Origin of the sequence: Streptomyces sp. NPDC050548 (assembly GCF_044457385.1) — a bacterium.
Taxonomy (GTDB): Bacteria; Actinomycetota; Actinomycetes; order Streptomycetales; family Streptomycetaceae; genus Streptomyces.
The window spans coordinates 1-22,891 of sequence record NZ_JBITGV010000011.1; the positions used below are offsets into that span (position 1 = coordinate 1).

Genomic DNA, 22,891 nt, shown 5'->3' on the forward strand with positions numbered 1-22,891 from the left:
ATCACCGCGACGCCTGCGGAGAGGTCGAACTCCCCGCCGATCATCAGCAGCGCCACCGGCAGCGCCATGATCCCGATGGTCGACGAACCGTAGAGAATGTTCGCCATCGACGCGCCCTCGCGCACCGGCGGAGCAGCGATCAGGAAGAACACGTACACCGCTGCCGCACCGAGGAAGACACCGACCTCGGGGCGGGCCAACATCCGGATGGCCAGCGTGCGTTCGGCGGTCCGGCCGTCGGTGGGCTTGGGGCCGGGGGCCGGCGGTGAGGTCACCGCCGGCTCGGCGTGCTGGGTCATGCTCATCACCGGGTTCCGTTGGCGGCGTACTTGGCGACGGCTGCGACGTTGGTCTTGTCGACGAAGGCCGGGCCGGTCAGTACGGGCTGCTCACCACCGCCGCTGTAGTTGCCGTTGTTCTTGTAGAGCCACAGCGAGTCGACGGCCAAGTAGCCCTGGAGGTACGGCTGCTGGTCGACCGCGAACTGGATGGTGCCCTTGCTGATGGCGCCCGTCAGGTCCTTGTTGAGGTCGAAGGTGGCGATCTTCGCCTTGCTGCCCGCGTCGGTCACCGACTGCACGGCGGTCAGCGCGAACGGGGCGCCCAGCGCGACCACGTAGTCGATGGCCTTGTCCTGGGTGAGCTTGGCGGTGATCGTCGACTTCACGGACGGCATGTCGGTGCCGTTGACGTTCAGCGTCTCGACGCTGCCGCTGAACGTCTTCTTCACGCCGTCGCAGCGCTGGGTCAGGCCGATGTTGCCCTGCTCCTGGATGACACAGACGACCTTCTTGGCGCCTTCGGTGTTCAGCTTGTTGCCGAGTGCCTCGCCCGCGACCGTCTCGTCCTGGCCGAAGAACTCCAGCAGTCCGAGCTTCTTCCAGTCGCTGAGACCGGAGTTGAGGCCGACCACGGGTATGTTCGCGGACTTCGCCTTGCTGATGACGTCCTTGAGGGCGTCGGGCTTGGCGAGGGTGACCGCGATGCCGTCGACCTTCTGGTCGATCGCGTTCTGCACCAGGTTCGACTGGTTGCCCGCGTTCGGGTCGGCCGAGTAGACCAGCTTGATGTTGTCCTTGTCGGCGGCGGCCTGGGCGCCCTTGCGGACGATGTCCCAGAACGTGTCCCCGGGCGCCTGGTGCGTGACCAGGGCGACCGTCATACGGGGAGTGCTGGCCTTGCCCGCGGAGGCGCCGGAGGTGTCCTCCGTGGACTTCTTGCCGCCCGAGCTGCTGGAGCAGCCGGCGAGGGTCAGTGCCGCTGCCGCGGCGACCGCCACGAAGGGGGCCATTCTGCGCGTACGGGAGTGGGAAGAACGGTCCATCTTTCCTGCACCTCACTGTGCTTCTGGGGAAAGGGAGCAATGATCTCAGAGATCAGGGCTCGGGGCCTGCGCGGCCCCGGGTCGTAGCCGTGAAACACGGCTGTTGCGCTGGGACGGAATCCAATCCCCGGTCGCGCCCGCTGTCAATACTTTGTTAAGACATCATTTCACAAGCAGGTCCGAATGTAAGTACAAACTATTGACAGAGCGCCCCTCGGAGTCCTACACCTGGGAGTCGGCAGGCCCTCGGGACCCGCCCACCCCCCAGTAGCTCAGAGGAGTGCCGCGCATGGCCGAGTCAGCCCAGCCCTTCGATCTCATCACCATGGGTCGTATCGGGGTCGATCTCTACCCGTTGCAGTCCGGCGTGCCGCTGGCGCGGGTGGAGACCTTCGGGAAGTTCCTCGGAGGTTCGGCGAGCAACGTGGCCGTGGCCGCCGCCCGGCTCGGCCGGAACACCGCGGTGATCACCCGCACCGGCGACGATCCCTTCGGCGCGTACCTGCACGAGGCCCTCAAGGACTTCGGAGTGGACGACCGCTGGGTGACCCCGGTCGCGGACTACCCGACCCCCGTCACCTTCTGCGAGATCTTCCCGCCGGACGACTTCCCGCTGTACTTCTACCGGCAGCCCAAGGCCCCCGACCTGGAGATCCGCACCGACGAGCTGGACTACTTCGCGATCCGCGAGGCCCGGGTCTTCTGGATCACCGGCACCGGGCTGAGCGAGGAGCCGAGCCGCTCCGCCACGCTGGCCGCCCTCAAGTCGCGCGACAAGGCGGGCATCACGGTCTTCGACCTCGACTGGCGCCCGATGTTCTGGAAGAACCCGGACGAGGCTCGCCCGTACTACGAGGAGGCGCTGCGCCACACGACGGTCGCGGTGGGCAACCTCGACGAGTGCGAGGTCGCCACCGGCGTCCGCGAGCCCCGCGCCTGCGCCGAGGCGCTGCTGGAGGCGGGCGTGGAGCTGGCCGTCGTCAAGCAGGGCCCCAAGGGTGTGCTGGCCGTGCACCGCGACGGCACGACCGCCGAGGTGCCGCCGGTCCCGGTCGAGGTGCTCAACGGCCTCGGCGCGGGCGACGCGTTCGGCGGCTCGCTGTGCCACGGGCTGCTGTCCGGCTGGGAGTTGGAGAAGACCATGCGGTACGCCAACGCGGCCGGCGCCCTCGTCGCCTCCCGTCTCGCCTGTTCCACCGCGATGCCCACCGAGTCCGAGGTCGAGGACCTGCTCGCCGGCGCGCGCGTGGGCGGCTGACCCCGTGACCGCCCGAGCCACCCCTGAACGGAGTTTCTCTTGAGCATCAGCATCCCCGACCTGGTCACGGTCAGAGCCCGGCATCCCGAGGCGATCGCCGAGGCGGCGGCCCGCCGGGTGCGACGTCCGCTGCTCGGCGACAGCGGCCGTCTGATGATCGTGGCCGCCGACCACCCGGCGCGCGGCGCGCTCGGCGTCGGCGACCGCCGTACGGCCATGGCGAACCGCGCCGACCTGTTGGAACGCCTGTGCATCGCGCTGTCCCGGCCGGGTGTCGACGGGGTGCTCGCCACCGCCGACATACTGGAGGACCTGCTGCTCCTCGGGGTCCTGGACGGCAAGGTCGTGATGGGCTCGATGAACCGCGGCGGGCTGTCCGGCGCCGCGTTCGAGATGGACGACCGGTTCACCGGCCACCGCGCCGAGGACATCGCCCGGCTCCGCTTCGACGCGGGCAAGCTGCTGCTCCGCATCGACTACGGCGACCCGGGCTCGCTGACCACCCTGGAGTCGACGGCACGCGCCATAGACGACATGGCCGCACGCCAACTCCCCCTGTTCGTCGAGCCGTTCATCTCGCGTCGGATCGACGGGAAGGTCCGCAACGACCTGTCCGCCGAGGCCGTGACCCGCTCGATCGCCATCTCCTCGGGTCTGGGCGGTACTTCGGCCTACACCTGGCTGAAGCTGCCCGTCACCGACGACCCGGACGACATGGCCGAGGTCATGGAGACCTCGACGCTGCCCGCCGTGCTGCTCGGTGGTGAGGTCGGCGGCGACCAGGAGGGCGCGTACGAGAAGTGGCGCAAGGCGCTGCGGCTGCCGACCGTCCAGGGCCTGGTCGTGGGCCGTTCCCTGCTGTACCCCGCCGACGGCGGCGTGGAAGCGGCGGTGGACACCGCCGTGGGTCTGTTGTGAACCGGAGGCACACGATGACGAGCGCGTACCACCTCCCCGCCGGAAAGGCCCTGGGCGGCCCCTACGTCGTGGACGTCACCCCCGAGTCGGCGGCCTGGGGCTACTCCAGCCTGCGGGTCCTGGAACTGCCGCCGGGCGGCACGCACACCTTCGACACCGAGGACAGCGAGTGGATCGTCCTCCCACTCACGGGCGGCTGCACGGTCTCCGCATCCGACGACTTCGGCCACGACACCTTCGAACTCGACGGCCGCGAGAGCGTGTTCACCTCCGTGAGCGACTTCGCGTACGTCCCGAGGGACTCCCGTACGACGATCACGTCGGCCGGCGGCGGTCGCTTCGCCCTCAACGGCGCCCGTTGCACCCGCCGGCTGCCCGCCCGCTACGGCCCGGCCTCGTCGGTCCCGGTGGAGCTGCGCGGCACCGGCAACAGCAGCCGTCAGGTCAACAACTTCGGCGCGGCCGGCGTCTTCGAGTGCGACAAGCTCATCGCCGTGGAGGTGATCACGCCCGGCGGGAACTGGTCCTCCTTCCCGCCGCACAAGCACGACGAGCACCGGCCCGGTGAGGAGTCCGTCCTCGAAGAGGTCTACTACTTCGAGTTCGCCGACCACGAGGGCACACCCGGTCTCGGCTACCAGCGCGTGTCCCCGTCCGGGCAGGGCCGTAACACCGACGTCCTGGCCGAAGTCCGGGGCGGGGACGTCGTGTTGATCCCGGACGGCTGGCACGGGCCCTCCATGGCGGTGCCCGGCCACCACATGTACTACCTCAACGTCATGGCGGGTCCCGAGGACGACCGCTCCTGGCTGATCTGCGACCACCCCGATCACGCCTGGGTCCGCGGCACCTGGCCCGAACAGCCCGTCGACCCCCGCCTCCCCCTCTACACGGCACCGGAGAAGTCCTGATGACCACCCCAACCCGCCGCCTGACCGTCGCCCAGGCCCTGGTGCGGTTCCTGTCGGTCCAGTACACCGAACGCGACGGCGTACCGCACCGGTTGATCGCCGGCACCTGGGGCATCTTCGGCCATGGCAACGTTGCCGGACTCGGCCAAGCGTTGCTGGAGGCCGGTGAGGACACGATGCCGTTCCACCAGGGCCGCAACGAACAGGCCATGGTGCACGCGGCAGTCGGTTACGCCCGCCAGCTCGACCGTCTCTCCGCGCAGGCCGTCACCACGTCCATCGGACCGGGCGCCACCAACCTGGTCACGGGCGCCGCGCTCGCCACGATCAACCGCCTGCCGGTCCTGCTCCTCCCCGGCGACTACTTCGCGACCCGCGCCGCCGACCCGCTGCTCCAGCAGCTGGAGCACCCGGTCGAGGCCGACCTCTCGGTCAACGACACGCTGCGCCCGGTCTCCCGCTACTTCGACCGGATCACCCGCCCCGAGGCACTGATCCCGGCCGCCCTGAACGCGATGCGCGTACTGGCCGACCCGGCGGAGACCGGGGCCGTGACTCTGGCTCTCCCGCAGGACGTTCAGGCCGAGGCCTACGACTGGCCGGAGGAGTTCTTCGCCGACCGCGTGTGGCACGTACGGCGGCCCTCGCCGGACGCCTTCGAGCTGGCCGAGGCCGTCGAGGCGATCCGGTCCGCCGAGCGCCCACTGATCGTCGCGGGCGGCGGCATCCACCACAGCCGCGCCGAAGAGGCGCTCAAGGCCCTGGTCGACGCCACCGGCATCCCGGTCGCCTCCACGCAGGCGGGCAAGGGCTCGCTGCGCCACGACCACCCGGCCGACCTGGGCGGCATCGGCCACACCGGTACCGCGGTCAGCGACGACATCGCGCGCGCCGCCGACCTGATCATCGGCGTCGGCACCCGCTACACCGACTTCACGACGGCCTCCAACACGCTCTTCCAGAACCCGGTCGTCCGCTTCGTCAACCTCAACATCACCGCGTTCGACGCCCACAAGCTGGCCGCGAGCACGCTGGTGGCCGACGCGAAGTCCGGTCTGGAAGCGCTGACTTCGAGCCTCGAAGGCCACCGCGTGGACCCCGCCTACGAGGCCGAGTACCGCGCGGGCAAGGAGAGTTGGGAGCGGGTGGTCAGCGCCGCGTTCACCGCTCCCGACGAGAACGCCGTACCGACCCAGACCCAACTCCTCGGCGCCCTCGACGCGGTTGTGGGCGACGACGACGTGGTGATCAACGCGGCCGGTTCGCTCCCCGGCGACCTGCACAAGCTGTGGCGGGCGCGCTCGCCGCGCCAGTACCACCTCGAATACGGCTACTCCTGCATGGGCTACGAGATCCCGGCCGGCATCGGTGTCCAGCAGGCCGCGCCCGACATCGCCGTGTGGTCGCTGGTCGGCGACGGCACCTACCTGATGATGCCGACCGAGATCGTCACGGCCGTCCAGGAGGGCCTGCCGGTCAACCTGGTGCTGATCCAGAACCACGGCTACGCCTCCATCGGCGGCCTCTCCGAGTCGGTCGGCGGCGAGCGCTTCGGCACCGCCTACCGCTACCGGGCCGCCGACGGCACCTTCTCCGGCGACCCGCTCCCGGTCGACCTCGCCGCCAACGCGGCCAGCCTCGGCATGGACGTCCTCCGCCCCAAGACCGTGCGCGAACTGCGCGAGGCGCTGGCCACGGCCCGCGCCTCGGACCGGCCGACCTGCGTCTACGTCGAGACCGACATCGCCACCCCCACCGCTCCCCCGGCCGAGGCCTGGTGGGACGTACCGGTCGCCGAGACCGCCTCGCGCGCATCGGCCGTACAGGCCCGCCAGGAATACGACCGCCAGGTCGTCGACCGTCGCCGCCACCTCTGAACGCCCCTCCCCCGAAAGGCACTTGCACCATGAAGACGATCACCCACTGGATCGACGGCAAGCCCGTCGAGAGCACGTCCGGCCGCTTCGGCCCGGTCTACAACCCGGCGACCGGCGCGCAGGAGAAGCAGGTCGGTTTCGCGACCGTCGACGAGGTGGACGCCGCCGTCGCCTCCGCGAAGGCCGCGTTCGAGAGCTGGGGCACCTCCTCGCTCGCCAAGCGCACCGCGATCCTGTTCAAGTACCGCGAGCTGCTGGACGCGCACCGCGACGAGATCGCCGAACTGATCACCGCCGAGCACGGCAAGGTGCACTCGGACGCGCTCGGCGAGGTCGCGCGCGGCATGGAGATCGTCGAACTCGCCTGCGGCATCAGCGTGCAGCTGAAGGGCGAGCTGTCCACCCAGGTCTCGACCCGCGTGGACGTCGCCTCGATTCGCCAGCCCCTGGGCGTCGTCGCGGGCATCACGCCCTTCAACTTCCCGGCCATGGTGCCGATGTGGATGTTCCCCCTCGCCGTCGCGACCGGCAACACCTTCATCCTCAAGCCGAGCGAGAAGGACCCGTCGGCCTCCTACCGCCTCGCCGAACTCGCCTCCGAGGCGGGACTGCCGCAGGGCGTGCTGAACGTCGTGCAGGGCGACAAGGTGGCCGTCGACCGCATCCTGGAGCACCCGGACATCGAGGCCGTCTCCTTCGTCGGCTCGACGCCGATCGCAAAGTACATCCAGCTCAAGGCGGTTGAGCACGGCAAGCGCGTGCAGGCCCTCGGCGGCGCCAAGAACCACATGCTGGTCCTCCCGGACGCGGACCTGGACTTCGCGGCCGACCAGGCGATCAACGCGGCCTACGGCTCGGCCGGCGAGCGCTGCATGGCCGTCTCCGTCGTGGTCGCGGTCGGCGACACCGGCGACGAGCTGGTGAGCAAGATCGCCGAGCGCGCCGGCAACCTGCGCATCGGTCCCGGCAACGACCCGACCAGCGAGATGGGCCCGCTCATCACCCGCGAGCACCGCGACAAGGTCGCCTCCTACGTCGCTTCGGCCGCGGCCCAGGGCGCCGAGGTCGTCGTCGACGGCACCGGCTTCTCGGTCGAGGGCCACGAGGACGGCTTCTTCCTCGGCGTCTCCCTGCTCGACAAGGTGCCGCTGACGGCGGACGCGTACAAGGACGAGATCTTTGGACCGGTCCTGGTCGTCGTCCGCGCCGAGTCCTACGACGAGGCCATCACCCTGATCAACAGCTCCCGTTGGGGCAACGGCACCGCGATCTTCACCCGGGACGGCGGCGCCGCCCGTCGCTTCCAGATGGAGGTCAAGGCGGGCATGGTCGGCGTGAACGTGCCGATCCCCGTGCCTGTCGGCTATCACTCCTTCGGCGGCTGGAAGGACTCCCTCTTCGGGGACCTCCACATCTACGGCAACGACGGCATCGCCTTCTACACGCAGGGCAAGGTGATCACCACCCGCTGGCCGGACCCGGCCGACGGTGGCATCAACCTCGGCTTCCCCAGCAACTCCTGACGATCCGTCACCCCTTGTGAGGAGGTGCCTTCCGTGGCGAAGACCGGTGGCTACTCACGTGCCGTGACCGGATCCCCGCTCGACGGCCTGCATTTCGCCCTGGACCGCAACAGTCCGGTGCCGCTGTACTACCAGCTCGCGCAGCAGCTGGAGGCGGCGATCGAGCACGGCACCCTCGCGCCGGGCAACCTCCTGGGCAACGAGATCGACCTGTCGGTCCGCCTCGGTCTGTCCCGCCCCACCGTCCGCCAGGCCATCCAATCCCTTGTCGACAAGGGGCTGTTGGTCCGGCGGCGGGGGGTCGGCACCCAGGTGGTGCACAGCCAGGTCAAGAGACCGCTGGAACTCAGCAGCCTCTACGACGACCTGGAGTCGGCCGGGCAGGGACCGACCACGGAGGTGCTGCGCAACGAGGGCGTGCCCGCGACCGCGGATGTCGCGGCGGCCCTCGGGGTCGCGGAGGGCAGCGAGGTCACGCTCCTGGAACGGCTGCGCTCCACGCACGGTCAGCCGGTGGCGTTCCTGTGCAACTACCTTCCGGCCAATCTGCTCGAACTCGACACCGCCCGGCTGGAGTCGACGGGCCTGTACCGGATGCTGCGCACCGCCGGCATCACCCTGCACAGCGCCCACCAGACGATAGGCGCCCGCTCGGCCACCCCCGAGGAGGCTGCCCGGCTCGACGAGAAGGAGAACGCGGCACTGCTCACCATGCAGCGCACGGCGTACGACGACACGGGGCGGCCGGTCGAGTACGGGACGCACATCTACCGGGCGTCCCGGTACGCGTTCGACTTCCAGCTGCTGGTCAGGCCGTGACCTGGACGGCGGAGTCCAGGCGTGCGCGCTGCTCCGCCGTCAGCTCCAGGTCCACGGCCGCGAGGTTCTCCTCCAGTTGGCCGACCGAAGAGGCCCCCGCGAGCGGGACGATCGGCAGCGGACCGCCCAACTGCCAGGCCAGTACTACCTGGTTGACGCTCGCCCCGGTCTCCTTCGCCACCTCCCGCAGCGCGGCGAGGCGGGCGGGGGTGCCCGGGTGGTCGTAGTCGGCGGGCAGGGGTTTGTCCTCGCGGGTGTAGGCGCCGGCCAGCAGGGGTGAGTAGGCGACCAGGGTCAAGTCCGGCTCGGCGCGCAGATAGCCGAGCAGGTCCGGGCCCGCGCTGCCGAGGCTGCCGTCGGGGAAGAGTCCGGACGGTATGTCGGTCCGGGGGCGCAGATAGCTGTGCTGGTACTGAAGGACCTCGTATCCGGGCAGTCCGGCCGCGGCGGCGATCGTACGGGCCCGTTCCACCCGCCAGGCGGCGTGGTTGCTGACGCCGAGGAGGCCTACGGTGCCCTCGGCGACGAGTTCGGCGAATCCCTCGACGGTCTCCTGGAGTGGAACGCTCCGGTCCTCGATGTGGGCGTAGAGCAGGTCGAGTTTGTCGACGCCGAGGCGTTCGCGGCTGCGTTCGGCCGACTCGCGGATGACCTTCGCGGACAGGCCCTCCGGGTTGTCGACGAATCCCGTTCCGGGTGCCAGCGGGCGGGCGCCGAGCTTGGTGGCGATGACGATCTCGTCGCCGATGCCGCGGCTGCGCCGCCACCGGCCGAGCAGTTTCTCGCTCTGGCCGCCCTGGCTTCCGTCGTCCCAGAAGGCGTAGTTGTCGGACGTGTCGATGAAGTTCCCGCCGGCCTCGACATAGCGGTCGAGCACGGCGAAGGAGGTCGCCTCGTCGGTGCGGGAGCCGAACAGCATGGCGCCGAGCGCGAGCACGCTCACCTCGCGGCGGTGGGCCGGATCGGTGCCGATGGTGCGGTACTTCATGATGATCCCTCCCGTTCGCACCCGGTCCTCCGGGCACGAACGGGAGTCTTCCTGTTGAAGCGCACTTCAAGTCAAGGCCCTGCGCGCCTACTTGGCGAACGGCCCGTCCAGCGCCGCCCATTGGAGCAGCATGATGGTCTTGGCGTCGGCGATCTCCCCGGTGCGGATCATCTCCAGGGCGCTGCGGAAGGGCAGTTCGAGGATCTCGATGTCCTCGCCCTCCTCCTGGAGGCCCCCGCCCTCGTGGGTGCGGGTCGAGGGGCCGTAGGAGGCGGCGTAGAAGCCGATGCGTTCGGTGACCGAGCCGGGGCTCATGTAGACGTCGAAGACGTGCTCCACCTCTCCGACGGTGTGCCCGGTCTCCTCGACCACCTCGCGCCGAACGGCCTCCTCCGGGTGTTCGTCCTCGTCGTCGAGGAGGCCGCCCGGGGTCTCGACGAGCATGCCGTCGGGGTGGCCGTTGACGTACACGGGGAAGCGGAACTGGCGGGTGAGCAGGACCGTTTCGCGCTCGGCGTCGTAGAGGAGCAGGGTCGCGCCGTTGCCGCGGTCGTGGGTCTCGCGCTCCTGGGTGGTCCAGGTGCCGTCGGCGTGCCGGAAGTCGAAGGTGGTGGTGCGCTCGACGTACCAGTGGCTGGAGAGCAGTGTCACGTCGCGGACCCTGACCCGGGGGTTGCCGGTCAGGTCGAGGCCGGTGCGGTCCAGGCCGGTGCGGCCCCGGCGGTCGGGGGTGTCGGCGCCCGCGGTCATCGGGTGCCGGCCGAAGAGAAGGAGACGATCGAGTTGTTCATGCCCGACGTGTATCACCCCGGCGTGTGGAACGCATGGCCGAAACCGGTGAGCCGCAAGCCCAACCGATGTGCCGGTTGTGTTGATTCGTCGCCCGACGTCCCGTCCGCTGGGCATGCTGGGAGCATGTCTGAGCACGGTGATCAGGTTCCCGGATACCGGGTGATCAGGATGGAAGCACTGCAGGACGCCCCGGCGGCCGCCCTCGCGGACGTGGAGGCGTGGCAGGCCCGCGAGGCCTACCCGAACGTCCTGGCCGGCGGCGGCCCGGTGTTCGGCGTGGCCGAGGAACTGGATTCCGGTGGCTGGCAGGTCATCTCCCGGTTCGGCAACATGGCTCCGCAGAGCTCCCGCGACACCCTCGCGATGACCTTCCGCCAACGCGCGCGGGAAGCCGGCGACGCGGGCGACACCGCGACCCAGCAGGAGTGGCTGCGGGGGGCCGAGCGGCTGGACTGGGAGAAGGTGGACGAGCTCACGGTGCACGGCCGACGGTTCCGGGTCGTGCGGGCCGACCAGTTCATCCGGATGGGACCCACCGGACCGGAGCCGCCCCGGCCGTCCGACCCCGACCCGGCGAAGGTCGGACACGGCCATGAACTCCCCAGCCGCACCACGGGGTTCGTGATCGACCCGTTCACCGCGACGGGCATGTCCGAGGGCATCCTGCGGATGGAACTGCTGTCGCTGGTCCGCGCCCCGGGCACAGCCCCCGCCCCCGTACGCAAGGACTCGGTGCGCGCCCTGAAGACGCATCCCGGGGGTGTGCTGCTGCCCGCCGAGTTCACCGCGGCGGAGCACGTGGACGGCGGCTGGCAGCCGACGCAGATGACGAACCAGAGCCCGCAGGGGGCGCGGGACACGCTCACCACCTATCTGCGGGTGATGGCTCCGGCCATGGAGCAGCTCGACGAGGAGACACGGGCCGAGTACGCGCGGGCGGCCGACCGGATCGACGCCGAGCGCTGCGACGAGATCGTGATCGACGGGTGCCTGACCCGGATCGTGCGGGTCGAACGGCTCGTCCGCATCGGCCCCGACGGTCCCGAGGGCCCGCGCCCCTCCGACCACGACCCGGAACTGCCGACCGCCGTCCAGGAGGAACAGCTGCGCGCGGAGGGCCTGTTCGACGAGAACCGCGTGGTGAGCGAGGAGGAGGCCGAGCAGCAGCGGGTGGCGGCGGAGCAGGCGAAGGAGTTCCTGCGGCTGTTCGAGGAGCAGCGCCGGAAGCGGGAGGCGGCGGAGGGGTCCTGAGCCCGGGGGTGGGGCCGACCGCGCGGTCGGCCCCACCCTGTCTGTGGCCGGCGTCAGTTCTTGCCGAGCATCTTGTTCATCTGCGTGATCTCGGCACTCTGCGCCGTGATCACACCGGCCGCGAGCGCGGTGGCGGGGCCGTAACTACCGTCCGCCTTCTCGGTCTTGGCCATCGCCACGGCACCCTCGTGGTGCTCGACCATCATGTTGAGGAACATGGTGTCGAACATGGCACCGGAGGCCTTCTCCAGCTTGCCCATGTCCGCGTCGGTCATCATGCCGGGCGTCGAGGACGACATGTCGTGGCCCATGCCGGTCATGTCCTGGGGCACCTTCTCGCCCCACGCCGTGAGCCAGCCGGACATGGTCTTGATCTCGGGGTCCTGTGCGCCCTTGATCTTCGTGGCGAGGCTCTTGACCTGGGCCGAGGAGGCGTGGTCGGCGGCGAGTGAGGCCATCTCCACGGCCTGCCGGTGGTGCTGGATCATCTCCTTCGAGAAGGAGACGTCGGCGGCGTTGTGCCCGCCGGTCTTGGTCTCGCCGCTTCCCTTGCTGTCGCCGTCGTCGCCACAGGCGGCGAGCGTGAGGGCAGCCACCGAGGCGGTGACGGCGAGAGCGACGGTACGACGGGCGAACCCGCGTCGTGCGGTCATGGTGGTACTCCTGGAACTCGAACGGTTGTCTGTGCAGGGCGTGCCGAAGCGCGCGGGCCGCTCTAGATCCGCAGGAGTTGGAGTTCGGAGAGGGAGGGCGGGGCCCGGCCGCCGTCGGGGCCGGCACCGGTCAACGACCCGAGGGTGTCCGGCAGTTGGGCCCAGGCGGCGACATCGGGCACCAGCAGCGGAACCACGGCCGGAGCACCGGCGACGGAGGCCGAGGCGCAGGTCGCGTCCGCGTGGGTCATGTGGCTGCCGCAGTCGCCCGCGTCGTGATCGCACGGGTCCGGCGTCGACGCGCTCTCCCCCGTGGCCGTGGTCATGGCGGTCACGGCGTGCCCCGGCGCGGGATGGGCCAGGGGAACCGGCCCGAGTCCGTGCATGCCCAGCAGGCCGAGAAGCAGCGTGGCCACGAGCATCCCGTAGCGGGGGGGGGGGGGGGGGGGGGGGGCGGGGGGGGGGGGGGGGGGGGGGGGGGCGGCGCCGCCCGCCCCCCCCCCCGCCCCCCGGCCCCCCCCCCCCCCCCCCCCCCCCCCCCCCCCCCCCCCCCCCGCTACGGGATGTCCGGGACGGGCCATGCGGTCACCATACCCTCCCTGGGTATCGTGACCGCACAAGGGGGTCTGCCTACGGTCAGTTCCCCACTGCCGGTGCTTTCGCGCTGCGGTAGGTGGAGATACTCAGCGCGAGCAGCCAATAGCTGAGAATCGCGCCCATGAGAGCGGTGGTGCCCCAGCCGTTCGCCGCGTAGAAATTCGCGGGAGAGTTCCCGAAGAACAGGGACGGCACGAAGGCCAGATTGATGCCGGCCAGGACATAGGCCGACCTGCTGGTCCAGCGCGGCAGGAGTTCCGTGCGGGAAACGGCGAATCCCAGCGCGGTCAGAAAGAACGCGAGCATGAGCCGGGAGATCGACCCGTAGAGAATGTAAGTGCCGCTGACGTCGATCGTCGGGTCGATCGGATGGTCGGCGGCGATGACCGCACCGGCTTCCAGACCGCTGGAGACCAGCGTGACCGTCGTGTAGACCAGCCCGGCGGTGAAAGCCATGGAACCGGCCCACTCGTACGCGGGATTCACGCGTTTCACCAGTTCACGGAAGGCCGTCACGAACACCAGCAAAAACGCCAGCGCGACGATCCCGATCAGCAGCCGGGCCAGAACATTCGCGTCCGGCGGCGGTCCCGAATAGATGAAGTAGAGCGGCACTTCGACGATGAGAGCGACCGCGGCGGCGATTCCCGCACCGCCCGCAAGACGCCTGGCCGACATTTCGTTCATGGTGTCCCCCGGAATGTCCGTGTGGTGGATTCGGTACACCTTGAATCCTGCCGCCGACGGCACACACAGTCCCTGGGCCTGAGGACCGGATCGGGGGTGTTCCTGACGACACCCCCCACACACACCCGCCAATTGATCCCCGACACCACGCCCGGCCGACGCGACGTCAGCGGACCACGGCCTGGCCCGACGGCAAGGGCGGCCACTACCGGGAGAGTTTGATCCTGGGCGAAAGGACTCCGACCCTGAGAATGGTCAAGGGGCCGCTTCGGATTATTTCCGAAACGGCCCCTCACCTGCGACTCCATCGAGTCGGGACGACAGGATTTGAACCTGCGACCCCTTGACCCCCAGTCAAGTGCGCTACCAAGCTGCGCCACGTCCCGTTGCGCTGTCCTGCGGTGAACCGCGTGATCGCGCGAACAGCAGCCTACCCCACGGTCGGGGGTGCGCCGAAGCCGGTGCCGGGCGCGGGACAATCGTCGTATGAGCGACACATCCTCGGACGGTGCGGACGGTACGGGCGGTACGGGCGGTACGGGCGGTACGGGCGGGGTGCGGGACCGGGACGGTGCAGGGCGGGCGCGCAATGCCCGGCCCCGGGACGGGCTCGGGCGGCCGCTGCCCTACGGCGTGGACGGTGTCGCGCGGCAGCCCGAGGGTGTCGTGCGGGCGCCGGAGGAGACCGTCGTCGAGGCGCAGGCGTTGCTCGACGAGGGGAAACCGTTCCACGCGCACGAGGTCTTCGAGGACGCCTGGAAGTCGGGACCGGACGAGGAGCGTGCCCTGTGGCGCGGGCTCGCCCAGCTCGCGGTGGGGCTCACCCACGCGGCCCGGGGGAACGTCACCGGCGGCGCCCGGCTGCTGCGGCGCGGTGCCGGGGGCGTGGAGGAGTGGGCGTCCCTGACCGGGCGGGAGCGGCCGTACGGGATGGATCTCGCGGGGGTCGCCGCCTGGGCGCGCGGGCTCGGCGACGACGTGGAACGGGGCGGCGGGACCGTGGACGCACGGGCGCGGGCGCCCCGGCTGCGCGGGACGTCGTAGCCGGTCCATGCGGTGGGGATGCCATGTCGGTGCCGGTCGGTGTCGGTGCGGTGTACGGACTGTCAGTGGCGTGGGGCAGACTCGGGGGCGTGCGAAAGATTCATGTCATCGGTATCGGCGCGGGCGACCCCGAGCAGCTGACCCTCCAGGCGGTCAGGGTGCTGCGGAGCACCGACGTGTTCTTCATCCTCGACAAGGGTGAGGTGAAGTCCGACCTCACCGGGCTCCGCCGGGACATGCTCGACGCGCACATACCGGAGGGGACGTACCGCCTGATCGAGGCGCGCGACCCGGAGCGGGACCGGAAGGCCGGCGGTACCGCGTACTCCCCGGCGGTCGGCGACTGGCGCAGCGCCCGCGCGGACATCTACGAGCGGCTCATCGTCGAGGAGTTGGGCGAGGATGAGAGCGGCGCGTTCCTGGTGTGGGGGGATCCCTCGCTGTACGACAGCACGCTCGGGATCCTGGAGGAGATCCTGGAGCGGGGCGCGGTGGCCTTCGAGTACGACGTCGTGCCCGGCATCAGCAGTGTCTCTGCGCTCGTGGCCCGGCACCGCACGGGGCTGAACCGAGTGGCCAGGCCGGTGCAGATCACCACGGGGCGGCGGCTGTCCGAGGGGTTCCCGGAGGGGGTGGACGACGTGGTGGTGATGCTCGACGCGCGGCAGACCTTCCGGCAGTACGCCGACCAGGACATCGACATCTACTGGGGCGCCTACATCGGCACCCCGGACGAGATCCTCGCCTCCGGACCGATAGCCGAGGCCGCCCCGCGCATCGAGCGGCTGCGCGCGGAGGCCCGTGAGCGCAAGGGCTGGATCATGGACACGTATCTGCTGCGCCGGCACCCGGCGGCGGAGTAGCGCGCGAGGAAGCAACCCGAGCGGCCCCGCCCACTGTGCGCGGATGGTCCACCGGTGTGAAAGTGACCTCGTGACAGTCGCCGAGGAAACCTCGCTGCCTTCCGCGCAGCAGCCCCCCGTGCTGGACTCGCGCCGCCGCAACGTCGTCTTCGTGACGATCATGCTCGGCATGCTGCTGGCGGCCCTCGACCAGACCATCGTGGGCACGGCCCTGCCGACGATCGTGTCGGACCTGGGCGGTGCCGCGCACATGTCGTGGGTGGTCACCGCCTATCTGCTGGCGGAGACCGTGGCGACCGTGCTGGTCGGCAAGTTCGGTGACCTGTTCGGCCGCAAGGTGGTCTTCCAGGTCTCGGCGATCGTGTTCATCACGGGCTCGTTCCTGTGCGGTCTCGCCACCAACATGACGCTGCTGATCGCCTGGCGCGCGGTGCAGGGCATCGGCGCGGGCGGGCTGATGGTGACGGCGATGGCGCTGATCGCCGACGTCATCCCGCTGCGGGAGCGCGGCAAGTACCAGGGCGCGATCGGTGCGGTGTTCGGTGTGGCCACGGTCATCGGACCGCTGCTGGGCGGCCTGTTCACCGACCATCTGACCTGGCGCTGGGCGTTCTACGTCAACGTGCCCATCGCGATCGTCGTCGTCATCGCGGCGGCCCGCACCATCCCGGTGGTCAAGTCGGCCGTACGGCCCGTGATCGACTATCTCGGCATCGCGCTGGTCGCGGTCGGCGCCAGCTCACTGATCCTGGCGACGAGTTGGGGCGGCAACGAGTACGCGTGGGGTTCGGCGACCATCATCGGCCTGTTCGTGGGCGGCGTCATCGCGCTCGGCCTGTTCTGCTGGGTCGAGACGCGGGCCGCTCAACCCATGCTGCCCATGCGGCTGTTCGGCAACCCGGTGTTCGCGGTCTGCTCGATCCTCAGCTTCATCGTCGGCTTCGCGATGCTCGGCGCGCTGACGTATCTGCCGACCTATCTGCAGTACGTCGACGGCGACTCGGCCACGGTCTCCGGCGTACGGACACTGCCCATGGTGATCGGGCTGCTGATCGCGTCCGTCTTCAGCGGCAACGTGGTCAGCAAGACCGGCCAGTACCGGCTCTTCCCGATCATCGGCTCCGCGGTGATGGGCGTCGGGCTGTATCTGATGTCCCTCATGGGTCCGGGCACCGGCGCGTTCCTGGAGTCGGTGTACATGTTCGTGCTCGGCACCGGCATCGGGCTGTGCATGCAGGTGCTGACGATCGCCGTGCAGAACACCGTCGAGTACACCGACCTCGGTACCGCGACCTCCGGCGTCACCTTCTTCCGTACGCTGGGCAGTTCCTTCGGCACCGCCGTCTTCGGCACGATCTACGCCAACACCCTGGGACCGAACCTCAAGGACGGAATCGCGTCCGCCGCGAGGACGAGTGCGCTGAACCCCGTCGTCATCACCAAGGCGGCGACCAGCCCCGAGGGCCTGCACAAACTGCCGCACGCCGCCGCCGCGCCGATCATCGACGCGTACGCCGACACCATCCAGACGGTGTTCCGGTGGACGGTCCCGGTCGCAGTGATCGGTTTCGTGGTCGCTCTGTTCCTCAAGCAGGTCGAGCTGCGCGACAGCGCGCGGATGGGCTCCACCGACATGGGCGAGGGCTTCGCGTCACCGCGCGGCGCGGACTCGCAACGGCTCCTCGAAGCGGCCGTCGGCAAGGTCATCGGCAGCACGGACCTCGACACCGCCCGCCGGATCATCACGGACTCCGACACCCGCCTGGACATCGCCGGCGCCTGGGCCGTGATGCAGGTCGAACTGTTCGGCAGGATGGTCGGCCACGCCAGCCTCGGCCTGATCGCCGCCCGCCGGCACATGCCCCCGGAGGTGCTCCTCCCGGTCTTCGACCGCATGGTCGAGGAGGGCTACCTCACCCGCGCCGGCAACCTCCTCTCCCACACCGCGGCGGGCGAACGCGAGGCCGAGATCATCGGCAGGGCATGGGGCAACTGGCTGGAGGCCCGGGTCCAGCAGGACATCGGCCGCCCCTCGGGCGCCGACCTCCGCGCCGCGGTCGACACCATCGCCAAGCGCCTCCTGGTGGAGGACCTCAGCTCCGGACTCCCGCAGCGCCCGGCGGAGTTGGCGGAGAGCTCCACCTCCTGAAAACCGGGTGCCGGGCCGGCGGGACGGTGGTCATACTCACGGCATGTCCCCGGCTCCCGTGCGCTTCCACGACCCGCGCGCCACGCTCGCCGACTTCGCGTCGTCGACGCTGGTCCGGTGTCCGCGCTGCGAAGGGATCGCCCACTTCGAGCGGCGCCCGTGCACCCCTCGGGACGCCGACGGTGTGAGCCGTCCGCACACCCGCCTGATCTGCCGGTCCTGTGGCCTGTGCCGGATCAACAGGGGCCCCGGTCTGTGCTCCCGGCCGCCCCTCTGGCTGCAGACGGACACCAGGCACGGGGAGTTGTGGGCGTACAACCTCCAACACCTCGACCTGATCAGGCGGTTCGTCGCCGCCGACCTGCGCGAACGCGCGCCCTGGTACGACACCGGGCAGAAGATGACCCTGGTCGCCCGACTCCCCGCCTGGATCAAGAGCGCCAAGAACCGGGACGAGGTGCTGCGCGCGGTGGACCGTCTCCGGGCCACGGTCATCACCCCGGGCTGAACCCCAGCCGCCCCACCCACTTCAGCACCCCGGCGACATCAGGCACCGCGCGCACACCCTCCGGCAACGGCGGCCGTCCTACGACCACCACCGGGACGCCCGCCTCCCGCGCGGCCGTGAGTTTGGCCGCCGTCGCCGCTCCCCCGCTGTCCTTCGTCACGACCACGTCGATCCGGTGCCGACGCAGCAGCGCCGCCTCGTCGGCCACCGTGAAGGGTCCGCGCGCGAGCAGTACCTCCATGTCCGGTGGCATCGGGGGCTCGGGCGGCTCCACCGACCGTACGACGAAGTGCAGTCGGGACAGGTGGGCAAAGGCGGCGAGGCCCAGGCGGCCGGTGGTGAGGAGGATGCGGTGCCCGAGTCCGGGGAGCATCGCCGCGGCCTCGGGCAGTGAGGCGACCGGGTGCCAGCGGTCTCCGGGGACCGGCCGCCAGCCGGGTCTGCGCAGCACCACGACGGGCAGCCCGGTGTCCGCCGCGGCCCGCGCCGCGTTCGCGGTGATCGACTCGGCGAAGGGGTGCGTGGCGTCGACGACCGCGTCCACGCGCTGTTCCCGCAGCCACTCGGCCAGCCCTTCAGCGCCGCCGAACCCGCCGATCCGTACGTCCCCGGCCAGTGCCCCCGGCCGCGAGACCCGCCCGGCGAGCGAAGTCGTCACCCGGACCTCGGGACGCCGTACCGCCAGCTCGGCGGCCAGTTCGCGTGCCTCGGTGGTGCCACCGAGGATCAGGATGTGCGGGGGCATGGGGCGAGCGTACGAGGTCACGTCAGCGCAGGAGCAACTGCAGGCCGCCGATGATCGTCGCGGCGATCACGAGCTGCTCGAACAGTTTCTGGTTGATGCGGTTCACGGCCCATTTGCCGATCAGCGCACCGGGCACGACGAACGCCGCGAGTGCCGCGTCGAGCAGCAGCGAGTGGCCGTCGATCAGGCCGAGCCCGACGCTGAAGGGCACCTTGGTCACATTGACGATCAGGAAGAAGAAGGCCGAGGTACCGAGGAAGCCAAGCTTCCGGAACCCCGCGGAGAGCAGGTACATCGACATGACCGGGCCGCCGGCGTTGGCGACCATCGTCGTGAACCCGCCGAGCACGCCGTAGGAGCGGGCCTTCACCCGGCCGGACCGGGTGGCCACCGAGTCCGGCTCCTCGTCGGCCTCCGCCTTGCGGCGGCGCCACAAGGTCACTCCGGCCATGAGCAGCAGGATCGCGCCGATCGACGTCCGTACGACCGCGTCGTCGGCCCACACCAGGAACAGGGTCCCGATCACGACTCCCGCCGCGACCGCCGGGAACAGCCGCCACAACGTGGGCCAGTGGGCGTGCCGACGGTAGGTGAGGACGGCGAGGACGTCCCCGACGATCAGGATCGGGAGCAGTACGCCGGTGGAGGCGCGGGCGGGCAGGACGGCCGCGAAGATCGCCAGACTGACCGTGTTGGCCCCGCTCACGGCGGTCTTGGAGAAGCCGACGAGCAGGGCCGCGGCGGCGAGCGCGGCGAATTCCCAGCCGGATATGTGCCAGAGCGTCATCGTGTTCATGCGAGGACCGATCGTATGTCCTTACATCTCCCCGCGTAAGGAGTGTCTCGCCAGGTGGCCCCTGCCGCCGCCACGCCTCTGCGGATCATGACCTCCGCCCGGCGGTGTTAGTTTCTGGCTGTGGCCGACACCCGCGAGCATGTCCTCCCCGGTACCCGCAGCACGATCACCGCACACGAGTGGCCGCACGAGCGCCCGCGGTACGTCGCCCTCGTCGCGCACGGATACGGCGAACACATCGGCCGGTACGCCGGGTTGGCCGCCGTACTGGTGGCGCACGGCGCGGCCGTCCTCGGGCCCGACCACCAGGGTCACGGCGAGTCGGGCGGTGAGCGGGTGCTGATCGGCGACTTCGAGGACGTGGTCACGGACCTGCACTCCGTCGCCGACCTGGCCCGCGCCACGTACCCGGGAGTCCCCCTCGTCCTGATCGGCCACTCCATGGGCGGCCTGATCGCGTCCCGTTTCGCGCAGCGTTACGGCGACGAGCTCGGCGCGCTCGTGCTGTCCGGGCCGGTGATCGGTACCTGGGAGCTGCCGGAGCGGCTGCTCGCCCTCGACGAGATTCCGGACGTCCCGATCAACCCGGCCGCGCTCTCCCGTGACCCGGAGGTCGGTGCGGCCTACGCCGCGGATCCGCTGGTTTGGCACGGTCCAATGAAGCGGCCGACGCTGGAGGCCTTCGCCCGCACCCTGACGACGGTCGCCGACGCGGGTGACATCGGCCGGCTGCCGCTCCTCTGGCTGCACGGCGGTGACGACCGGCTCGTCCCGCTCTCCGGCAGTCGGGTGGGCGTGGAGCGGTTGAGCGGCGGGGAGTTGACCGAGCACGTGTATCCGGGTGCCCGGCACGAGGTGTTCCACGAGACGAACCGGGCGGAGGTCTTCGCAGACCTGATCCGTTTCCTGGACGGCGTGTTGATCGGCCGTACCGGGTCGGCATGAGCGTGCCAAACTGCTCGCACACCCCGTCGGGGTCGTCGTGGAACAGAGTCGAGCAGAGGAGTCTCGCGTGACCGGGACAGAGTCCGCCGCCCAGCGGATCGACACGTCGAAGCCGCATCCGGCCCGGGTGTACGACTGGTTCCTCGGCGGCAAGGACAACTACCCGGTCGACGAGCAACTGGGCCGTCACATCACGGCACTTGACCCGGGCGCCCCGCGCACCGCACGGGCCAACCGCTGGTTCATGCAGCGCGCGACACGGCTGCTCGTCCAGCAGTCGGGCATCCGGCAGTTCCTGGACGTCGGCACCGGGATACCGACCGCGCCCAACCTCCACCAGATCGCCCAGTCCACCGCGCCGGACGCGCGGATCGTGTACGTCGACAACGACCCGATCGTCCTCGCGCACGCGGCGGCGCTGCTGCGCGGCACGCCCGAGGGCGCGACGGAGTACCTCCAGGCCGACGCCCGCGAGCCGCTCAGGATCCTCGAACAGGCCGCCCGCGTCCTGGACTTCGACCGGCCCGTCGCCCTCTCGCTCATCGCCCTGCTGCACTTCATCGCGGACGAGGACGACGCCCACGAACTGGTCGACACGTTGATCGGCGCGCTGGCGCCGGGGAGTTGTCTGGTGTTGTCCGCGATGACCGCCGACTTCGAGCGGGAGAAGGTGGAGCGGGGCATCGCCGCCTACGCGGCGGGCGGGGTGACCCTGGTGGCCCGCTCGCACGCCGAAGTGAGCAGTTTCTTCAAGGGACTTGAGCCGATCGAGCCCGGGATCGTGTCCTTGGCCGACTGGCACTCGGAACTCGCGGAGGGCGAGACCCCGCTCGGCGAGGGACCGATCTCACTGTACGGCGGGATCGGCTTCAAGGCCTGACGGAACGCCCACCGGTACCGCCCCCTCATGACCGCCCCGCCGCAAACACCGCCCGCACCTCCCACCCGCCCCCCTTCACTTGGACCGGTCCGGAGTCACCGCCCCTCGACGAGTTCAGCGACGGCCTGGCAGCGGTCGGCCGCGTCCGGTCCGGTGTCGCGCAGCGCGCCGACCGTGCGCCGCATGGACGCCGGGGCCTCGGTCGTGGCGCGCTCGATGCCCGAGAGCACGGGGGCAAAGTCCGCGGGCCGGCTGGTCGCCATCACGCGGGCCGCCTGGGTCTGCACGAGGATGCCGGTGACGTGGTGGGCGCCGAAGTCGTGCAGGTCGGCGCCGATAGTCGACGACCAGGCCGCCGTACTCCTCGGCGTGGGTCTCCTGATCGCCCCGGTGATCGTGCCGGCCGCTGCGGCCGGGCGGCTCGGCGCTGCCCGCCGGGAACAGCGCCTCGCGGCACTGCGGCTCGCCGGGGCGGCTCCCCGGCGGATCCTCGCCATGACCGGCGTGTAGGCAGCGGCGGTGGGGGCGGCTGCGGCCGGTGATTCGCTGGTCTCGCCCTCGGTCACCGTCCGACTGCTCAGGCATCTCACCGACACGACGACGGCGGCACCCGAACCGGCCCCGCCCGCACCGGCGTTGCGCGAGCCGCTCACCGGCCGCGAGGCGGAGGTCGTCCGGCTGGTCGCGCTCGGCCGGACGAACGCCGAGATCGCCGCCGGGCTGTACGTCTCCCTGTCCACGGTGAAGACACACCTCTCCCGCGTCCAGCTGAAACCGGCCGCGCGGAACCGTGTCGGGATCGCGTCCTGGGCCTGGCAGCACGGTCAGGTGCGGCCCGGTCTCTGAAAGCCCTCAGGCCGAGACGTCCACGGCCGCTTCCGCGTGCGTGACGAAGTCGTCGACCAACCGGTGGAAGAGCGCCGCGAGTTGGCGCAGGTCCTCGGAGGACCAGTCCGCCAGCGCCATCTCCATGCCCTGGCGGCTCACGTCCCGGATGCGGTTGACCGCGGCCAGTCCGCTGTCGGTGAGCTGGATGCGCTGGGCGCGGCCGTCGTCGGGGTCCGGGATGCGGACGACATGGCCGAGTTGCTCCAACTGCCGTAGCTGGCGGGTGACATGGGAGGCCTCCACCGACATCCGGACCGCGAGGACCCCGGGGCGCAGCGGCTCGCTCTCGGCGATGTGGCGCAGGATCGCCACGGCGGCCCGGTCCAGGGGCAGCCCGACCAGTGCCATCAGACGCTCGTGCTGCCGGGCCCGCCCGGCGAGATAGGCGATCCGGGTCAGGACCCGCTCGATCTCGGCCACGTCCTCCGGGACGGGCGCTGTTGCGGGTGGCGGTGTGGACATACATCCACCGTAA

24 protein-coding genes, 1 tRNA gene and 2 pseudogenes are annotated in these 22,891 nt (G+C 70.5%); 15 read left to right on the forward strand and 12 right to left on the reverse strand.

Annotated features, from left to right (window positions below; translation table 11 throughout):
• Together ACIBJH_RS28020 and ACIBJH_RS28025 are read right to left on the reverse strand one after the other, a co-directional pair.
• Nucleotides 1-305: pseudogene (locus tag ACIBJH_RS28020) on the reverse strand (ABC transporter permease); the annotation flags it as partial.
• Nucleotides 305-1,324 (reverse strand): sugar ABC transporter substrate-binding protein, encoded by a 1,020-nt coding sequence (locus ACIBJH_RS28025; protein ID WP_399119651.1) that lies wholly within the window; start codon nucleotides 1,322-1,324, stop codon nucleotides 305-307. The gene ACIBJH_RS28025 and the pseudogene ACIBJH_RS28020, both read right to left, overlap by 1 nt.
• Nucleotides 1,325-1,613: 289 nt before the next feature.
• Here ACIBJH_RS28025 and iolC point away from each other — a divergent pair, with 289 nt between their 5' ends.
• The 6 genes from iolC to ACIBJH_RS28055 are packed head-to-tail and all read left to right on the forward strand — an operon-like array spanning nucleotide 1,614 to nucleotide 8,630.
• Entirely contained in the window at nucleotides 1,614-2,582 is a 969-nt protein-coding gene (iolC, locus tag ACIBJH_RS28030) for a 5-dehydro-2-deoxygluconokinase (RefSeq protein WP_399119652.1), read from the forward strand.
• A gap of 39 nt (nucleotides 2,583-2,621) precedes the next feature.
• Nucleotides 2,622-3,500, forward strand: coding sequence for a deoxyribose-phosphate aldolase (locus ACIBJH_RS28035; protein WP_399119653.1), 879 nt, complete (start codon nucleotides 2,622-2,624; stop codon nucleotides 3,498-3,500).
• Nucleotides 3,501-3,514: 14 nt separating this feature from the next.
• A complete protein-coding gene (gene iolB, locus ACIBJH_RS28040; protein ID WP_399119654.1) occupies nucleotides 3,515-4,411 on the forward strand; it encodes a 5-deoxy-glucuronate isomerase in 897 nt (298 codons plus the stop codon).
• Complete coding sequence (gene iolD / locus ACIBJH_RS28045) at nucleotides 4,411-6,288, forward strand: 3D-(3,5/4)-trihydroxycyclohexane-1,2-dione acylhydrolase (decyclizing) (RefSeq protein WP_399119655.1); 1,878 nt, start codon at nucleotides 4,411-4,413, stop codon at nucleotides 6,286-6,288. Before iolB ends, iolD begins: the two co-directional genes overlap by 1 nt.
• 29 nt (nucleotides 6,289-6,317) lie before the next feature.
• Complete coding sequence (locus ACIBJH_RS28050; protein WP_399119656.1) at nucleotides 6,318-7,811, forward strand: CoA-acylating methylmalonate-semialdehyde dehydrogenase; 1,494 nt, start codon at nucleotides 6,318-6,320, stop codon at nucleotides 7,809-7,811.
• A gap of 33 nt (nucleotides 7,812-7,844) precedes the next feature.
• On the forward strand, nucleotides 7,845-8,630 hold the full coding sequence (locus ACIBJH_RS28055; RefSeq protein ID WP_019070837.1) for a GntR family transcriptional regulator: 786 nt from the start codon (nucleotides 7,845-7,847) through the stop codon (nucleotides 8,628-8,630).
• On the opposite strand, the gene ACIBJH_RS28060 is transcribed toward ACIBJH_RS28055, so the two are convergent.
• Both ACIBJH_RS28060 and ACIBJH_RS28065 read right to left on the reverse strand, forming a co-directional pair.
• Nucleotides 8,620-9,618 carry an aldo/keto reductase gene (locus tag ACIBJH_RS28060; RefSeq protein WP_399119657.1) on the reverse strand — a complete coding sequence of 333 codons (999 nt, stop codon included), beginning with the start codon at nucleotides 9,616-9,618 and terminating at the stop codon, nucleotides 8,620-8,622. The two genes, ACIBJH_RS28055 and ACIBJH_RS28060, sit on opposite strands and share 11 nt — an antisense overlap.
• Nucleotides 9,619-9,705: 87 nt before the next feature.
• Nucleotides 9,706-10,368: an NUDIX domain-containing protein gene (locus ACIBJH_RS28065; protein ID WP_019070839.1), complete on the reverse strand. Its 663-nt coding sequence runs from the start codon at nucleotides 10,366-10,368 to the stop codon at nucleotides 9,706-9,708.
• A gap of 165 nt (nucleotides 10,369-10,533) precedes the next feature.
• Between ACIBJH_RS28065 and ACIBJH_RS28070 the strand changes: the two genes are divergently transcribed.
• Nucleotides 10,534-11,661, forward strand: coding sequence for a DUF5954 family protein (locus tag ACIBJH_RS28070; RefSeq protein ID WP_399119658.1), 1,128 nt, complete (start codon nucleotides 10,534-10,536; stop codon nucleotides 11,659-11,661).
• Between the two features lie 53 nt (nucleotides 11,662-11,714).
• On the opposite strand, the gene ACIBJH_RS28075 is transcribed toward ACIBJH_RS28070, so the two are convergent.
• The 4 genes from ACIBJH_RS28075 to ACIBJH_RS28090 all read right to left on the reverse strand — a co-directional run bounded on the left by ACIBJH_RS28075 (nucleotide 11,715) and on the right by ACIBJH_RS28090 (nucleotide 13,984).
• Nucleotides 11,715-12,314, reverse strand: coding sequence for a DUF305 domain-containing protein (locus ACIBJH_RS28075; RefSeq protein ID WP_399119660.1), 600 nt, complete (start codon nucleotides 12,312-12,314; stop codon nucleotides 11,715-11,717).
• A gap of 62 nt (nucleotides 12,315-12,376) precedes the next feature.
• Nucleotides 12,377-12,736, reverse strand: coding sequence for a DUF6153 family protein (locus ACIBJH_RS28080; protein WP_399119661.1), 360 nt, complete (start codon nucleotides 12,734-12,736; stop codon nucleotides 12,377-12,379).
• Between the two features lie 214 nt (nucleotides 12,737-12,950).
• Entirely contained in the window at nucleotides 12,951-13,598 is a 648-nt protein-coding gene (locus tag ACIBJH_RS28085) for a hypothetical protein (RefSeq protein WP_399119662.1), read from the reverse strand.
• A 312-nt stretch (nucleotides 13,599-13,910) separates the two neighbouring features.
• Nucleotides 13,911-13,984: transfer RNA gene (locus ACIBJH_RS28090), tRNA-Pro, on the reverse strand.
• A gap of 100 nt (nucleotides 13,985-14,084) precedes the next feature.
• Between ACIBJH_RS28090 and ACIBJH_RS28095 the strand changes: the two genes are divergently transcribed.
• The 4 genes from ACIBJH_RS28095 to ACIBJH_RS28110 all read left to right on the forward strand — a co-directional run bounded on the left by ACIBJH_RS28095 (nucleotide 14,085) and on the right by ACIBJH_RS28110 (nucleotide 18,162).
• Nucleotides 14,085-14,642: a DUF309 domain-containing protein gene (locus ACIBJH_RS28095; RefSeq protein WP_399119663.1), complete on the forward strand. Its 558-nt coding sequence runs from the start codon at nucleotides 14,085-14,087 to the stop codon at nucleotides 14,640-14,642.
• A gap of 89 nt (nucleotides 14,643-14,731) precedes the next feature.
• The gene (gene cobF, locus ACIBJH_RS28100) at nucleotides 14,732-15,505 is read left to right on the forward strand and encodes a precorrin-6A synthase (deacetylating) (protein ID WP_399119664.1); all 774 of its coding nucleotides are present in this window, start codon (nucleotides 14,732-14,734) and stop codon (nucleotides 15,503-15,505) included.
• A 70-nt stretch (nucleotides 15,506-15,575) separates the two neighbouring features.
• Nucleotides 15,576-17,654, forward strand: a complete 2,079-nt coding sequence (locus tag ACIBJH_RS28105; RefSeq protein ID WP_399119665.1) for an MDR family MFS transporter — start codon at nucleotides 15,576-15,578, stop codon at nucleotides 17,652-17,654.
• Nucleotides 17,655-17,697: 43 nt separating this feature from the next.
• A complete protein-coding gene (locus ACIBJH_RS28110; RefSeq protein WP_399119667.1) occupies nucleotides 17,698-18,162 on the forward strand; it encodes a hypothetical protein in 465 nt (154 codons plus the stop codon).
• On the opposite strand, the gene ACIBJH_RS28115 is transcribed toward ACIBJH_RS28110, so the two are convergent.
• Both ACIBJH_RS28115 and ACIBJH_RS28120 read right to left on the reverse strand, forming a co-directional pair.
• Nucleotides 18,149-18,907 carry a cobalt-precorrin-6A reductase gene (locus ACIBJH_RS28115; RefSeq protein WP_399119668.1) on the reverse strand — a complete coding sequence of 253 codons (759 nt, stop codon included), beginning with the start codon at nucleotides 18,905-18,907 and terminating at the stop codon, nucleotides 18,149-18,151. The genes ACIBJH_RS28110 and ACIBJH_RS28115 overlap by 14 nt on opposite strands.
• A 22-nt stretch (nucleotides 18,908-18,929) precedes the next feature.
• Nucleotides 18,930-19,703 carry a sulfite exporter TauE/SafE family protein gene (locus ACIBJH_RS28120; protein WP_399119669.1) on the reverse strand — a complete coding sequence of 258 codons (774 nt, stop codon included), beginning with the start codon at nucleotides 19,701-19,703 and terminating at the stop codon, nucleotides 18,930-18,932.
• 120 nt (nucleotides 19,704-19,823) lie between these two features.
• Between ACIBJH_RS28120 and ACIBJH_RS28125 the strand changes: the two genes are divergently transcribed.
• Both ACIBJH_RS28125 and ACIBJH_RS28130 read left to right on the forward strand, forming a co-directional pair.
• Nucleotides 19,824-20,648 (forward strand): lysophospholipase, encoded by an 825-nt coding sequence (locus ACIBJH_RS28125; protein ID WP_399119670.1) that lies wholly within the window; start codon nucleotides 19,824-19,826, stop codon nucleotides 20,646-20,648.
• A gap of 67 nt (nucleotides 20,649-20,715) precedes the next feature.
• A complete protein-coding gene (locus tag ACIBJH_RS28130) occupies nucleotides 20,716-21,528 on the forward strand; it encodes an SAM-dependent methyltransferase (protein ID WP_399119671.1) in 813 nt (270 codons plus the stop codon).
• Between the two features lie 95 nt (nucleotides 21,529-21,623).
• On the opposite strand, the gene ACIBJH_RS28135 is transcribed toward ACIBJH_RS28130, so the two are convergent.
• On the reverse strand, nucleotides 21,624-21,815 hold the full coding sequence (locus ACIBJH_RS28135; protein ID WP_399119897.1) for a hypothetical protein: 192 nt from the start codon (nucleotides 21,813-21,815) through the stop codon (nucleotides 21,624-21,626).
• Between ACIBJH_RS28135 and ACIBJH_RS28140 the strand changes: the two genes are divergently transcribed.
• Nucleotides 21,745-22,038, forward strand: coding sequence for a hypothetical protein (locus ACIBJH_RS28140; protein ID WP_399119909.1), 294 nt, complete (start codon nucleotides 21,745-21,747; stop codon nucleotides 22,036-22,038). The two genes, ACIBJH_RS28135 and ACIBJH_RS28140, sit on opposite strands and share 71 nt — an antisense overlap.
• A pseudogene (locus tag ACIBJH_RS28145) lies at nucleotides 22,039-22,374 on the forward strand (response regulator transcription factor); the annotation flags it as partial.
• A 6-nt stretch (nucleotides 22,375-22,380) separates the two neighbouring features.
• Here ACIBJH_RS28145 and ACIBJH_RS28150 read toward each other — a convergent pair.
• Nucleotides 22,381-22,878, reverse strand: coding sequence for a MarR family winged helix-turn-helix transcriptional regulator (locus ACIBJH_RS28150; RefSeq protein WP_399119672.1), 498 nt, complete (start codon nucleotides 22,876-22,878; stop codon nucleotides 22,381-22,383).
• Nucleotides 22,879-22,891: the final 13 nt, after the last annotated feature.